The following is a 14,684-nucleotide window of genomic DNA, read 5'->3' as shown; positions in this document are numbered from 1 at the left end:
AGCGTTAATGCGATGAAGGGAGATCAAGTCATGAGATACTTAACAGCAGGTGAATCACATGGTCCACAATTGACCACAATTATTGAAGGCGTTCCAGCGGGACTTTACATAGAGCAGGATGACATCAATTATGAATTGGCTAGAAGACAAAAAGGTCACGGCCGCGGGCGAAGAATGCAGATTGAAAAAGACCAAGCGAAAGTGTTAAGTGGTGTTCGCCACGGGAAAACATTAGGTTCTCCTATTGCACTTGTCGTTGAAAACAACGACTGGAAGCATTGGACAAAGGTGATGGGGGCAGAGCCGATCACAGAAGAAGAAGAGAGTGAAATGAAGCGTCAAATTTCACGCCCTAGACCAGGACATGCGGATTTAAATGGTGCGATTAAATATGGACATCGTGATATGCGAAACGTATTAGAGCGTTCATCAGCCCGCGAGACAACCGTTCGCGTAGCAGCAGGCGCAGTCGCCAAACAAATCTTGGCTCATCTAGGAATCAAGGTAGCTGGCCACGTTCTTGAAATTGGCGGAGTGAAAGCAGCTCATACGACATATAAATCGATTGAAGATTTGCAAAAGGTAACGGAAGAGTCGCCTGTTCGCTGCTACGACAGTGAAGCAGGTCAAAAAATGATGGATGCCATTGATGAAGCGAAGAAAAACGGTGATTCAATTGGCGGAATTGTTGAAGTTATCGTTGAAGGAATGCCGGTTGGAGTCGGAAGCTATGTTCACTATGACCGCAAATTAGACAGCAAGCTTGCAGGTGCTGTTCTGAGTATCAACGCTTTTAAAGGGGTTGAATTTGGTATCGGCTTCGAGGCGGCTTCTAAAAATGGTAGTGAGGTCCATGATGAAATCATCTGGGATGAAGAAAAAGGCTATACGAGAAAAACAAATCGCTTAGGCGGTCTTGAAGGCGGAATGTCAACTGGTATGCCAATTGTCGTAAGAGGGGTCATGAAACCAATCCCAACGCTTTATAAACCGCTTCAAAGCGTTGACATTGAAACAAAAGAACCTTTCTCCGCAAGTATTGAACGTTCTGACAGCTGTGCTGTTCCTGCCGCAAGTGTTGTCGCAGAAGCAGTCGTGGCTTGGGAAATTGCCAATGCTGTTGTTGAGCAGTTTGGTCTTGATCAAATCGACCGCATTAAAGAAAATGTTGAAAAAATGCGCCAGCTTCAGAGGGAATTTTAATGAAAACACTGGAAGTTAAGACGTCTTCAGCCACTTATCCTGTATACATCGGTGATGGGATTAAACGCAATATCGTCGACTTGATGACTTCCACGGGGCATTCCTATACGAAGCTCCTAATCGTTACAGATACAGCTGTTGATGCCATTTACGGTGATGAAATGGTTCGATTACTTAAGCAGAAGTGGTCTGTGCATAAAGTGGTTGTGCCAAGCGGAGAGCAGTCGAAATCTTTTGCTGAGTTTGAGCATATTCATACGAAGGCCATTCAGTTTCAGCTGGATCGCTCCTCGTGCATCATTGCGCTGGGAGGAGGCGTAATTGGGGATTTGGCTGGCTTTGTTGCTGCTAGTTATATGAGAGGCATTGATTTTATTCAAGTGCCGACGACGCTGCTGGCACATGACAGTGCAGTTGGCGGGAAAACAGGGATTAACCACCCGCTCGGTAAAAATTTAATCGGTGCATTTCATCAGCCGAAAGCTGTGATCTATGATACGAGTATGCTTGAGACACTATCTCAAATTGAAATGAGGTCAGGCTTTGCTGAGGTCATCAAACATGCCCTCATTTCAAGTGAAGACTTTTTATCAGAACTGATGTCCATTCGTTCTTTGGCGGAATGTTCAAAGAGCGAGCTGGCACATATGCTGTATCAAGGGATTCAAGTCAAAGCGTCGATTGTTCAAAAAGACGAAAGAGAACAAGGCGTGCGTGCATTTTTGAATTTAGGTCATACACTTGGGCACGCCATTGAAGCAGAGTATGGATACGGCGTTATCACGCACGGAGATGCTATTGCAATCGGCATGCAGTTTGCGCTATATGTGAGCGAAAAGAAGCTGGGACTCAGCCTCAATCGGATGGAACTAAAAAATTGGATGAAAGAACTCGGATTCCCGGTACAAGTCACTCAAAACATTTCCACGAAAACATTTGTTGACCGAATGATTGGTGATAAAAAGGCAAGAGGCGGAACCGTTCAATTTGTTTTATTAAAACAGGTTGGAGACGCTGTCTTGCAGTCTTTCACAAAAGATGAGCTGCATCACTGGCTCGAAGAATGGAAACGGGAGGAGGGATGTCTATGATGTTTCGCGGGATACGTGGGGCTACAACTGTGACAGAAGATACAGAAACAGAAGTGTTAAACAAAACGAAACAGCTGCTAGAAGCGATTATTTCAAGAAATCAAGTAGATCCAGAACGTGTCGTGCAGATCTTAATTTCAGCTACACAAGATATTCACTCCGTTTTTCCGGCAAAAGCCCTTCGTCAGTTTGAAGGATGGACGTATGTGCCTGTTACTTGTATGCAGGAGCTGGACATTCAAGGCGGTCTAAAGCATTGCATTCGCGTTTTAATGACGGTCCAAACAGACACAAAGCAGGAAGATGTGCAGCATGTGTACTTGGAAGAAGCTGTGACGCTTCGCCCTGATTTACAGTTGACAAAAAACAAGGAATTATAATACGATATGAACAGCCGAAGTTTACACACAGGTGTAAACGGCATTGCAAGCTTAGAGAAGATGAGAATGAGACTAGGGTAGTTGAGATGAGTAGAGTTGAGCAGAGATACGATACGTCTATTTCATCATACTGCCTAAAAGAGCAACCCTCTTTTAGGCTTATTTCGTATACTCATACAAACCCTCTATATGTCCCCTCATTCTCCTTAATCCCATTTAAGGAGTGTGCTTATGAATTCCCAATCAAACCTGACCCAATTTTTAAGGGACAGCGAGTCCCACAAAACAATCCCGATTGTTGAAACCATTACAGTTGATACGCTCTCACCGATTCAAATTGTCGAAAAACTCAAGCAAGATATTGTGTATCTGCTAGAAAGCAGAGACGAGTCTTCTAGCTGGTCGAGATATTCCTTCATCGGATTACATCCTTTTTTAACCTTACACGATGACCAAAACCAATATATTGCACGTGACGCTGCAGGGCAGGAAGTCATGAAAAAGCAAGAACTGAAAGACTTACTAGACTGGATGAAAGAGCAATACCAAATCAAGACACCAGATGTTGACATCCCATTTACAGGCGGGGCAGTTGGGTACTTAAGTTACGATCTTATTCCAAGTATTGAACCTTCTGTCAGGCCACACCTAAGCGCATCAACGACAGACAATTGTACTCTATTTGTCTGCCAAACGATGATTGCCTTTGATCATGAAACTAATCATGTTCATTTTATCCAATACACCCAGCTGACCGGAAATGAAACAGAAGACGAAAAAATACAAGCTTATAAAGAAAATCAAAAGCGGCTTGAACAGATGATTCACAAGCTCCATACAAAGATTGATATGAAAGAACTGATTTTATCAGGGAATATGAACGAATCACCGTCCTTTGAACATGTGACGTCAACCTATGAAAAAGCGCAATTTTTAAAGGACGTAGAAAAAATCAAAGAATACATTCGAGCAGGTGATATTTTTCAAGGCGTCCTCTCACAGCGCTTTGATATCCCAGTGTCAGTGAGTTCATTTGAATTATACCGCGTGCTTCGCATTGTGAATCCATCTCCATACATGTATTTTATGAAATTAAAAGACCGCGATTTAGTCGGAAGCTCGCCAGAACGATTAATCCATGCCAAAAATGGGCACTTAGAAATTCACCCCATTGCAGGCACAAGAAAACGAGGAAAAACAAAAGAAGAGGACGCTGCGCTTGCAAGAGAGCTGTTAGAGGATGAGAAAGAAAAAGCAGAACATTACATGTTAGTAGATCTAGCCAGAAATGATGTCGGCCGCGTAGCAGAATACGGCAGTGTGTCTGTACCGACCTTTACAAAAGTTGTGAACTTTTCACATGTCATGCACATCATCTCCATTGTGACAGGGAAGCTAAAGCAGGATACACACCCAGTCGATGCGCTCATGTCCGCTTTTCCTGCAGGCACATTAACAGGGGCACCGAAAATAAGAGCGATGCAATTATTAAATGAAATGGAGCCTGAGCCAAGGGAAACGTATGGCGGCTGTATTGCCTATATTGGGTTCGACGGCAATATCGACTCTTGTATTACCATTCGCACCATGAGCATCAAAGATCAGACCGCTTCCATACAAGCAGGCGCTGGCATTGTCGCAGATTCTGTTCCAGAAAATGAATGGGAAGAGACTTGTAACAAGGCAGGAGCGCTTCTGAAGGCCATTCAGCTTGCTGAACATATTTTCTCAGAAAAGGAGAGTGTGCAGGATGAATCAGCGACTTTCAGCTCTTGTTAACGGAGGCTTCCTATCAGAAAATGAAGCCCATAGGCTAATGCATGATATGATGAGCGGGTCTTTAACAGATGCTGAAGTCGCTGCAAGTCTATCGATTTTAGCGCACAGAGGAGAAACCGCTGAAGAAATGACAGGCTTCGTGAGGGCCATGCGGCAAAAGGCAGCACCAGCGGAAAGATCGCTCGATGTCGTTGACACATGCGGTACAGGAGGCGATGGACTCTCTACATTTAATATATCAACTGCAGCTGCCATTGTGGCTTCCGCCGCTGGTGCTAAAATCGCAAAACACGGAAATCGTTCAGTCTCTTCTAAAAGCGGAAGTGCCGACGTGCTAGAGTGTCTTGGCATTCACATTCAATCCACTCCAGAAGAAACGAGAAGACAAATACAAGACAAAAACATGGGCTTTTTATTTGCACCACTGTACCATTCATCTATGAAACAAGTAGCAGCAGTCCGCAAGCAGCTTGGCTTCCGGACGGTATTTAATCTATTAGGACCGCTTTGCCACCCGATGCAAGCCAAAAAGCAAATCATCGGTGTGTATGCAAAGGAAAAGGCGAAATTAATGGCGGAAGCCCTTGCCCCATTAGAGCCAGAGCATGTCTTGTTTGTATGCGGGGAAGACGGGCTGGATGAATTAACGATTACAGCAAATTCATATGTGATTGAACTCAAAAAAGGTGCCATGACAGAATATACGCTAAACCCAGAAGACTTTGGACTGGAAAAAGGATACTTATCAGATATTCAGGTCCAATCACCGGAAGAGAGCGCAAAATTGATTCAGAATATATTGAATCATCAAACAGAAGGGGCGCCGCTTCATATTACAGCTCTGAATGCCGGAGCGGCTTTATATATCGCAGGCAAGTCTGAAAGCCTCATGGCAGGAACATTAAAAGCATTAGAAACGATAAAAAACGGAGCAGCCAAAGAACAATTGGCTCGTTTAAGACAAAAAACGAAAGAGGAAGAGATCTATGCTTAATCAAATCATTGCACGCAAAAAAGAACATATCCAAACGTTGGAGTTACCTGATGATGGAAACTATGAAAGACGATCATTTAAAGAAGCACTGATGAATCCTCACCGTTCGATTGGGCTCATTGCTGAGGTGAAAAAGGCATCTCCTTCCAAAGGAATCATTCAGCCGAATTTTGATCCTCTGCAAACAGCAAAAGCATACGAAAAATCGAATGCTGATTGCTTATCAGTCTTAACAGATGAACCATTTTTTCAAGGGAAGAACGAGTATCTTTCCTTAATTAAAGAACACGTCGGACGTCCAATTTTAAGAAAAGACTTTATCATCGATTCCATACAGGTAGAAGAGTCAAGACGTATCGGTGCAGATGCCATTTTATTAATTGGAGAAGTGCTTGAACCGAAACATCTGCATGAACTCTATGTTGAAGCGAAGGAAAAAGGACTAGATATTCTTGTCGAAGTTCATGCAGCAGATACACTGGAACAAATCTTAAACCTATTCACCCCTGAAATCATTGGCGTGAATAACCGAAATTTAAAAACATTTAAAACAACAGTTGAGCAAACAAAAGAGATTGCACCACTTGTTCCAAAGGATGTCTTACTAGTAAGTGAAAGCGGTATTCAGACATTTGATGATCTGACCTTTGTTAAAAAACATGGAGCGAGTGCTGTCCTTGTAGGTGAATCATTAATGAGAGAACCCTCACAAGAAAAAGCCGTCCAGACGTTGTTTGGTGAATGATCACGATGAAGCCTTTTTTAAAATATTGCGGAGCGGTCTCACTAGAAGATGTAGAATGCATTGCGCAATCTCAAGCAGATGCGATCGGGTTTATTTTTGCTCCAAGTAAAAGACAAGTCGATCCAGAACAAGTGAAACAATGGCTCACCGAGTCGCAGTGCGAGAAAGAGATTACTGGTGTATTTGTAAATGAAAAAATCCAAAAAGTGTGTGACATCACAAAGCATATTCCTTTAGATATCGTGCAGCTGCATGGAGATGAAACACGAGAGGATGCAAAAGAAATAAAACAACAAACAGGAGCGATTGTGTGGAAAGTCTTTCACCACGAGCCCGATGTAAAAGAAACACTCGATAAAATGACGGCATTTGCGCCGTTTGTCGATGGTTTCCTCATTGATGCGAAAGTAAAAGGAATGAGAGGTGGTTCTGGCACAGCTTTTACATGGGAAGCGGTACCTGTATACATTCAGCAGGCAAAACGACTGGAGAAAACATGCATCATTGCAGGCGGAATAACACCAGAAACGCTGCCAGAGCTGCTTGCCTATGGCCCAAAAGCGATCGATCTTTCAAGCGGCATAGAAGAAAACGGGAAGAAAAGCAGTGCTAAGATCAAAGCGCTCGAAGAAAGGATGTTAAACGATGTACGCATATCCAAATGAGATTGGCAGATATGGAGAATTCGGAGGGAAATTTGTTCCTGAGACGCTCATGCAGCCACTCAAAGAAATCGAACAAGCATTTAACGAATTAAAAGAAGACCCTGCTTTTGAGCAAGAATATCTTTCCCTTTTGCAAAACTATTCAGGCAGACCGACTGCGCTGACATATGCTGATCAATTATCAGCATACCTCGGCGGCGCAAAAATCTATTTAAAAAGAGAAGATTTAAACCATACAGGCGCTCATAAAATTAACAATGCACTTGGGCAGGCTCTGCTTGCGAAAAAAATGGGGAAATCAAACATCATCGCGGAAACAGGCGCAGGACAGCACGGAGTAGCAGCCGCAACGGTGGCCGCAAAGTTTGGATTATCCTGCACGGTATTTATGGGGAAAGAGGATGTGGAAAGACAATCACTCAATGTATTCCGAATGAAGCTCCTTGGCGCTGAGGTCATACCTGTCACAAGCGGGAACGGCACATTAAAAGATGCAACCAACGAAGCGATTCGTTACTGGGTCCAGCACTGCAGTGATCATTTCTATATGATCGGCTCAGTTGTAGGACCTCACCCGTATCCCCAAATCGTCAGTGAGTTCCAGCGGATGATTGGTGATGAAGCAAAAGAGCAGATAATTAAAAAAGAAGGCAGGCTCCCACATAAAGTCATTGCTTGTGTCGGCGGCGGAAGTAATGCCATTGGAATGTACCGAGCGTTTTTAGATGAAGAGATTGATATTATTGGTGTAGAAGCCGCTGGAAAAGGAATCGATACGCCGCTTCATGCAGCAACCATTACGAAGGGGACAAAAGGGGTCATTCATGGATCTTTGACATATTTAATCCAAGACGAATTTGGCCAGATTATTGAGCCCTATTCCATTTCAGCTGGTTTAGATTATCCTGGGATCGGGCCAGAGCACGCATATTTACATGCGAGCGGCCGGGTTCAATATGTGAGTGCTACAGATCAAGAAGCACTGGATGCGCTAAAGCTGCTGACAGAAAAGGAAGGAATCCTGCCAGCGATTGAATCAGCACACGCTTTAGCCAAGGCGTTTGAGATGAGCAGGACGATGAATGAAGATGAAATCGTCCTTGTCTGCCTGTCAGGAAGAGGAGATAAGGATGTGCATACATTAATGAATGTGTTTGAAAGTGAGGGCAAAACCAAATGATCACATTTCAATTAGAGAAAGGCGAGAAATTATTCATCCCATTTATCACGGCAGGAGATCCGTCAGAAGAAGTCACGATTGATTTAGCTGTGTCCCTTCAAGCAGCCGGTGCACATGCGATTGAACTAGGTGTCCCTTATTCCGACCCGCTAGCGGACGGTCCTGTCATTCAAAGAGCCTCCAAAAGAGCTCTAAATCATGGCATGAATATCGTAAAAGCGATAGAATTAGCAGGGAAGATGAAAAAAAATGGTGTAAAAATTCCTGTAATTCTATTTACGTATTATAATCCTGTGTTACAATTAGACACAGAATACTTTTTCGCTTTACTGCGCAAAAATCATATTTCGGGACTCTTAACACCCGACTTGCCGTTTGAAGAGAGCAGTGAGCTGCAAAAGAACTGTCAAACTTATGACATTTCATATATTTCGCTCGTTGCACCAACCAGCAAGGAACGATTAGTAAACATTGTAGAGCAGGCAGAAGGTTTTGTGTATTGTGTTTCATCTCTTGGTGTAACAGGTGTCAGACAAACCTTTGACGAATCGATTACTGATTTTATTCAACAAGTGAAACAGCTGAGTCACATACCGGTTGCGGTCGGTTTTGGCATCTCAACAAGAGAGCAGGTAGACTCAATGAATAAACTGAGTGACGGTGTCGTTGTAGGCAGTGCACTTGTGAAAAAAATTGAAGAACTTCAAGATCAATTGTTAGCAAGTGATACACGTCAAGAAGCTTTAAGAGAATTTGAAACCTATGCAAAAACATTTAGTCCCCTCTATTCATTCAAATGAGGTGAAACTTTTGCAAATCAAAGATCAATTAAAACAACTAAAACCGTATCAACCTGGGAAACCAATTGAAGAGGTCAAAAAAGAATATCAATTAGACAAGATTGTGAAATTGGCTTCAAATGAAAACCCTTTTGGATGTTCCTTACATGCAAGAGAGGCGATACAAGCTGAGCTCGAACATTTAGCGATCTATCCAGATGGATACAGCGCAAGTTTAAGAACGGAGCTTGCTGAGTTTCTTCAAGTAAATGAAAAACAATTAATATTCGGGAATGGCTCAGATGAACTTGTGCAAATTATTGCTAGGGCATTCCTTGACCAACATACAAATACCGTCATCCCAGCTCCATCTTTTCCGCAATACCGTCACAATGCCGTCATTGAGCAGGCAGAGATTCGAGAGGTGCCGCTTTTAGACGGAGGAGCTCACGATCTGAAGGGCATGCTGGATGCGATTGATGAGAACACGAAGGTCGTCTGGGTATGCAACCCGAATAACCCGACGGGAAATCATTTGTCAGAATCTGAGCTTGTGGCGTTTTTAGACCAAGTACCAGCTCATGTGCTTGTTGTACTAGATGAAGCATATGTCGAATACGTTCGTGCGGAAGACTTTCCGAACAGCTTATCTTTATTACACTCCTATCAAAATGTCATCGTACTCCGAACGTTTTCAAAAGCGTATGGACTGGCTGCACTTCGAGTAGGCTATGGCATTGCGTCGGAAGAGTTGATTACTGCGATTGAACCAGCGAGAGAGCCGTTTAATACGAGTCGTATCGCTCAGGCAGCTGCACGTGCAGCGATAAAAGATCAGGATTTCATTCAATCTTGCAGACAGAAAAATGAAGCAGGTCTCAAGCAATATCAAGAATTTGCTGACCGTTTTGGACTTTTTATTTATCCGTCTCAAACAAACTTCGTGCTGATTGATTTTAAGAGAGATGCAGATGAATTATTCAATGCATTATTGAAAAAAGGCTACATTGTTCGTTCTGGTAAAGCACTTGGTTTTCCGACTTCTTTACGTATTACGGTCGGAACAATGGAGCAAAATGCAGAAATTCTAAGTACACTTGCCGATTTAATGCAAGGCATTCGTGCGTAGCATAACCATAAAGTCATATCCTAAGGCAGGATATGGCTTTCATTGTACCAACCTCATATACATATAAGCTGTTGAAATGGCTTTTTTAATTTTCGTGAAAAAACAGGTGATGAACATGAATGATGCAAACGAAACAATATTAATCGCTGGACTTGGCTTAATTGGAGGTTCCATCGCACTGTCGATTAAAAAAGAGTATCCCCATAAAAAAATTGTAGGATACGATGTGTCCAAAGAACAAATGGTTGCGGCAACAAAGTTGGGTATCATTGATTTAGCAGCTGATTCATTTGCGGCAGGTTTGGATGAATCTGCGACTATTATATTGGCAACACCAGTTCAGCAAACAGTCAAGATGCTTCGTGAGATTGCAAACTCTGGAATTGAGAGAGAGCTCACAATTACCGATGTTGGCAGCACAAAGCAAAAGGTCGTCCATTTTGCTGAAAAAACGCTTCCTAAGCACTACCAATTTATTGGTGGACATCCGATGGCAGGCTCTCATAAGTCAGGAGTCATTGCAGCGAAAGACTTTTTATTTGAAAATGCATTCTACATTTTAACGCCGGCAAAGGAAACAAATCGCCAGGCTGTTGATCGTTTGAAGGACTTGTTAAAGGGGACAAATGCTCATTTCATTGAGATGACTCCAGAAGAACATGATGGTGTAACAAGTGTGATTAGTCATTTCCCTCATATTGTTGCAGCCAGCCTTGTGCATCAAGCACATCATTTTGAAGAACAATTCCCACTTGTCAAACGGTTTGCTGCTGGAGGCTTTCGTGACATTACACGTATTGCTTCAAGCAATCCTGCAATGTGGCGAGATATCCTTCTGCACAACAAAAACAAGATTTTAGACCGGTTCCATGAATGGAAAAAAGAGATCGACCGCATTGAGACCTTTGTACAGCAAGAAGACGCTGAAGGCTTGTTCTCTTATTTTCAAGAGGCAAAGGAATATCGCGATGGACTTCCTCTTAGGAAAAAAGGTGCCATTCCTGCTTTTTATGACCTTTATGTGGATGTTCCAGATCACCCTGGGGTCATTTCGGAGATTACAGGGCATTTAGCAAATGAAAACATCAGTATTACGAATATCCGTATTATTGAAACGCGAGAAGACATTAATGGGATTTTGCGCATTAGTTTTCAAACAGATGACGACCGTAAGCGTGCAGAGATCTGTATAAAAAATAGAGCGAATTACGATACATTTTATGCTGACTGAGGTGACAAACATGAAAATTCATAAAAATGCTCCTATGAATGGAGTCATTCATATTCCAGGTGATAAATCCATTTCTCATAGATCAGTGATGTTTGGTGCAATTGCTGATGGGACTACAGTGGTGAAAAACTTTCTTCCTGGAGCCGATTGTTTAAGTACGATTGATTGCTTTAGAAAGATGGGCGTTGAAATTGAACAAAAAGGGACAGATGTTGTGATCCACGGTAAGGGACTGAAAGAGCTCAAGGAGCCGTCTGACGTCCTCGATGTTGGGAATTCTGGTACAACCATTCGATTAATGATGGGAATATTAGCTGGTTGTGAGTTTCACAGTACACTGATCGGTGATGAGAGTATTGCTAAAAGACCAATGCAACGAGTAACAGGTCCACTTAAACAACTGGGAGCGAAAATAGATGGCAGAGCAAACGGCGAGTATACGCCACTGTCTATTCGTGGCGGTCATTTAAAAGGTATCTCATATGAGTCTCCGGTGGCAAGTGCCCAAATTAAGTCCGCTGTCCTTTTAGCGGGGCTTCAAGCAGAGGGAACAACAACATTAACTGAACCGCATAAATCAAGAGATCATACAGAAAGAATGCTCTCTATGTTTGGTGTAAAACTAGACGAAGATGAACAAAGTGTTTCCATTGAAGGCGGTCAAACATTAAAAGCAACAGATATATTTGTTCCTGGAGACATCTCTTCAGCTGCATTTTTCCTTGTTGCTGGATCTATTGTTCCTAACAGCCGGATTGTGTTAAAAAATGTCGGGCTAAACAAAACAAGAACGGGTATTATCGATGTACTGAAACAAATGGGTGCGAATCTTGAGATCAAAGAAGTAGATGCAAAAGACGGAGAACCGTATGGTGATTTAACGATTTCAACCTCTTCATTAAAAGGAATTGAAATTTCTGGTGACATGATTTCAAGACTCATCGACGAAATCCCGATTATAGCGCTTCTAGCGACACAAGCAGAAGGAACAACGATTATTAAAGATGCTGCTGAGTTAAAAGTAAAAGAGACCAATCGAATTGATACCGTCGTGTCAGAACTTAAAAAACTCGGTGCTGAAATTGAAGCAACTGATGATGGTATGAAGATTCATGGTAAAACCACACTTAAAGGCGGCGCTATCGTGTCAAGCTACGGAGATCACCGAATCGGTATGATGCTGGGGGTTGCTGCTTGCATCACAAAGCAAGCTGTTGAGATTGAAGATACAGATGCTGTTCGTGTATCATACCCGAATTTCTTTGAACACATTGAATACTTAACCAAAACAGTCTGAGGATGTCCTCAGGCTTTTTCTTTCCTTATGCATATTTGTAAGAAATATAGCATAGCTTGTCTCAAGATGAAACCTGGAAAAAATCATTTTATCCGATAAAAAAATGAATTTCAGGTGCTTGCAGTTTACAAAACTTCCGTTTCGTAAAGGATGAAATGAAAAACAGTCTTTAAAACAAAAAAATGGGTTCATTTTAAAAGAGCAACATATTTGCTGGATGAGTACCTGTCGATTATGATATGAAGTAACAATAGTTTAGGTTTTTGGAAACAGAAAGGAACGGTTTGATTTGAATAGTTCATTACAAGAAGCCATAAAATTAGTTGAGGCGGGTGAGACTGAAAAAGGACTCCAAACACTTGCTCAGGCAGAAAATCATTTGCATGATGAAGAAAAGGCGCAGGCAGCTCAGTTATATTATGATTGGGGAGATATCGATAAAGCGCGGAATCTCATCAGTGATTTACATGATTTATATCCAGAGGAAACAGGGTTAACATGTTTTTATGCAGAGCTACTGATTGACTCTGATGAAGAAGAAAAGGCGATTTCGGTATTAGAGACGATTCCTGAAGATGATGATGCGTATCCAGAGAGTTTATTGTTAATGGCAGATTTGTATCAAATGCAAGGACTATTTGAAGTCAGTGAACAAAAGCTCTTAAAAGCGAAAGAACTGCTTCCAAATGAAGCCATCATTGATTTTGCGTTAGGTGAATTATATTTTTCACAAGGTCTTTCAAAGAAAGCCGCCGACTATTTCTACAAAGTCGCAGATCAACAACATGAGGTTGGCGGCGTCAATGTTTATCAGAGACTCGCTGAATCACTCAGCACCGCTGGAGAATTTGAAGATGCGCTTGAATGGTACGAAAAGGCAGTAAAAGATCAAACAGACCCGAATACACTTTTTGGCTACGGATTTACAGCGATGAGGGCCGGCAGAACGAAAACAGCCATTCAGCAGCTTTCAGAACTAAAAGATATTGATCCGTCTTATTCGTCTCTTTATATGCCTTTAGCGAAAAGTTATGAGGAAGAAGGACTATATCAGGAGGCTTTAGAGGTAGTAAAAGAGGGTATTAAAATTGATGAGTATAACAAAGAATTATATTTATATGGTGCAAAGATTGACTTGAAAAATGGGGATTCAGAAGATGCGAAAAAGCTGCTTCAAGAAGCACTTGCTCTTGATCCGGGATATATTGAAGCGGTTCAAACATTGCTCGCGATCTATTTAAATGAAGAGCTTTTTGATGAAATCCTGGATGTCATTAAAGAAGTTAAAAGCTTTGGGGAAGATGATCCAAAATGGAATTGGTATGCTGCATCTGCTTCTGTTGGACGAGAGGAATACAAAGAAGCAGCCGATTACTTCAAGCTGGCTCTGCCTGATTTTGATGAGGAGCGTGACTTTTTATATGAATACGCTTCGTTCCTTTTAGAAGAAGGCAGACAAAAAGAAGCATTGCCGCTATTACGCAAAGTTCTTCAGAAAGATGGCACGAATGAAGAAATCGAAGAAACGATTTTAAGAATTGAAGACGAAATTTCCTTATAGTTTGCAGGAATGAAGAACTGGTTTGTTGAATAATTCATGTATAGCAATTTAATTTACGATAGAGGAGGGAATAACATGCAGACCCCTGTTTCTGTCAATGAAAAGAAGGAATTCATCCGGTGGTTTTTAAACCATTATCAGCTAAAACGAAGAGAGTGTGTTTGGATATTAAATTATTTAATGAGTCACGACTCTTTGATGGAAAAGGTTCATTTTGTAGAGCAAGCAGAATTTTGCCCAAGGGGAATCATTATGTCAACACACTGTGTGGATGAAGTTCCCTTTAGATTTTATAAAGAAAACATCATGACGACAGATGCTGAAAAGTCATTTCATGATATTCGTTTGAATAAACAGCAAGATTTGTTTATTCAATTGAATTTCCGTTCTGCTTATCGTTCGCCGGAATATGCAGCTGTGCTTGAAACAAATCCTCATATTCCAAAGGATCTTTATGAGAACGAAAAAGATAAGGATCTTGCGGAGAAAGTGCTTGAACACTCGATCGCAACGTTCCAAAAAGAACGGCTTATGAAAGAGATAGATGAGGCACTTGACCGTCATGATCAAGAAACATTTAATAAGTTAGCAAAAGAATTAAGCCTATTGTCATAAACTGAACGAATAAGCCTTGCCCTATACAGGCAGGG

Annotated in this window: 14 protein-coding genes; all 14 read left to right on the top strand. The window is 41.9% G+C overall.

Annotated features, from left to right (window positions below):
- Window positions 1-30 precede the first annotated feature (30 nt).
- Window positions 31-1,203: a chorismate synthase gene (gene aroC / locus C6Y07_RS03585; RefSeq protein WP_060596745.1), complete on the top strand. Its 1,173-nt coding sequence runs from the start codon at window positions 31-33 to the stop codon at window positions 1,201-1,203.
- Window positions 1,203-2,294 (top strand): 3-dehydroquinate synthase, encoded by a 1,092-nt coding sequence (gene aroB / locus C6Y07_RS03580; RefSeq protein ID WP_060596744.1) that lies wholly within the window; start codon window positions 1,203-1,205, stop codon window positions 2,292-2,294. The genes aroC and aroB overlap by 1 nt, the downstream gene beginning before the upstream one ends.
- A complete protein-coding gene (aroH, locus tag C6Y07_RS03575; RefSeq protein WP_034661065.1) occupies window positions 2,291-2,674 on the top strand; it encodes a chorismate mutase in 384 nt (127 codons plus the stop codon). The genes aroB and aroH overlap by 4 nt, the downstream gene beginning before the upstream one ends.
- Window positions 2,675-2,905: 231 nt before the next feature.
- Window positions 2,906-4,453, top strand: coding sequence for an anthranilate synthase component I (gene trpE / locus C6Y07_RS03570; RefSeq protein ID WP_106036829.1), 1,548 nt, complete (start codon window positions 2,906-2,908; stop codon window positions 4,451-4,453).
- Window positions 4,425-5,447 (top strand): anthranilate phosphoribosyltransferase, encoded by a 1,023-nt coding sequence (gene trpD, locus C6Y07_RS03565; protein ID WP_060596742.1) that lies wholly within the window; start codon window positions 4,425-4,427, stop codon window positions 5,445-5,447. Before trpE ends, trpD begins: the two co-directional genes overlap by 29 nt.
- On the top strand, window positions 5,440-6,192 hold the full coding sequence (trpC, locus tag C6Y07_RS03560) for an indole-3-glycerol phosphate synthase TrpC (RefSeq protein ID WP_066030728.1): 753 nt from the start codon (window positions 5,440-5,442) through the stop codon (window positions 6,190-6,192). Before trpD ends, trpC begins: the two co-directional genes overlap by 8 nt.
- A 5-nt stretch (window positions 6,193-6,197) precedes the next feature.
- Entirely contained in the window at window positions 6,198-6,857 is a 660-nt protein-coding gene (locus C6Y07_RS03555; protein WP_081311402.1) for a phosphoribosylanthranilate isomerase, read from the top strand.
- On the top strand, window positions 6,838-8,037 hold the full coding sequence (gene trpB / locus C6Y07_RS03550) for a tryptophan synthase subunit beta (protein WP_060596739.1): 1,200 nt from the start codon (window positions 6,838-6,840) through the stop codon (window positions 8,035-8,037). Before C6Y07_RS03555 ends, trpB begins: the two co-directional genes overlap by 20 nt.
- Complete coding sequence (trpA, locus tag C6Y07_RS03545) at window positions 8,034-8,837, top strand: tryptophan synthase subunit alpha (RefSeq protein WP_060596738.1); 804 nt, start codon at window positions 8,034-8,036, stop codon at window positions 8,835-8,837. The genes trpB and trpA overlap by 4 nt, the downstream gene beginning before the upstream one ends.
- Before the next feature lie 10 nt (window positions 8,838-8,847).
- The gene (gene hisC, locus C6Y07_RS03540; RefSeq protein WP_034661979.1) at window positions 8,848-9,945 is read left to right on the top strand and encodes a histidinol-phosphate transaminase; all 1,098 of its coding nucleotides are present in this window, start codon (window positions 8,848-8,850) and stop codon (window positions 9,943-9,945) included.
- Window positions 9,946-10,060: 115 nt separating this feature from the next.
- Window positions 10,061-11,176, top strand: a complete 1,116-nt coding sequence (locus tag C6Y07_RS03535) for a prephenate dehydrogenase (protein ID WP_060596839.1) — start codon at window positions 10,061-10,063, stop codon at window positions 11,174-11,176.
- A gap of 10 nt (window positions 11,177-11,186) precedes the next feature.
- Window positions 11,187-12,473 (top strand): 3-phosphoshikimate 1-carboxyvinyltransferase, encoded by a 1,287-nt coding sequence (aroA, locus tag C6Y07_RS03530; protein WP_060596737.1) that lies wholly within the window; start codon window positions 11,187-11,189, stop codon window positions 12,471-12,473.
- Window positions 12,474-12,762: 289 nt separating this feature from the next.
- A complete protein-coding gene (locus tag C6Y07_RS03525) occupies window positions 12,763-14,034 on the top strand; it encodes a tetratricopeptide repeat protein (protein WP_066030731.1) in 1,272 nt (423 codons plus the stop codon).
- A 75-nt stretch (window positions 14,035-14,109) separates the two neighbouring features.
- Window positions 14,110-14,649: a ReoY family proteolytic degradation factor gene (locus C6Y07_RS03520; RefSeq protein WP_008344562.1), complete on the top strand. Its 540-nt coding sequence runs from the start codon at window positions 14,110-14,112 to the stop codon at window positions 14,647-14,649.
- Window positions 14,650-14,684: the final 35 nt, after the last annotated feature.

Source organism: Bacillus sp. LNXM12-1 (assembly GCF_003004375.1).
Lineage (GTDB): Bacteria > Bacillota > Bacilli > Bacillales > Bacillaceae > Bacillus.
This window is presented reverse-complemented; position numbering and strand designations above follow the sequence as displayed.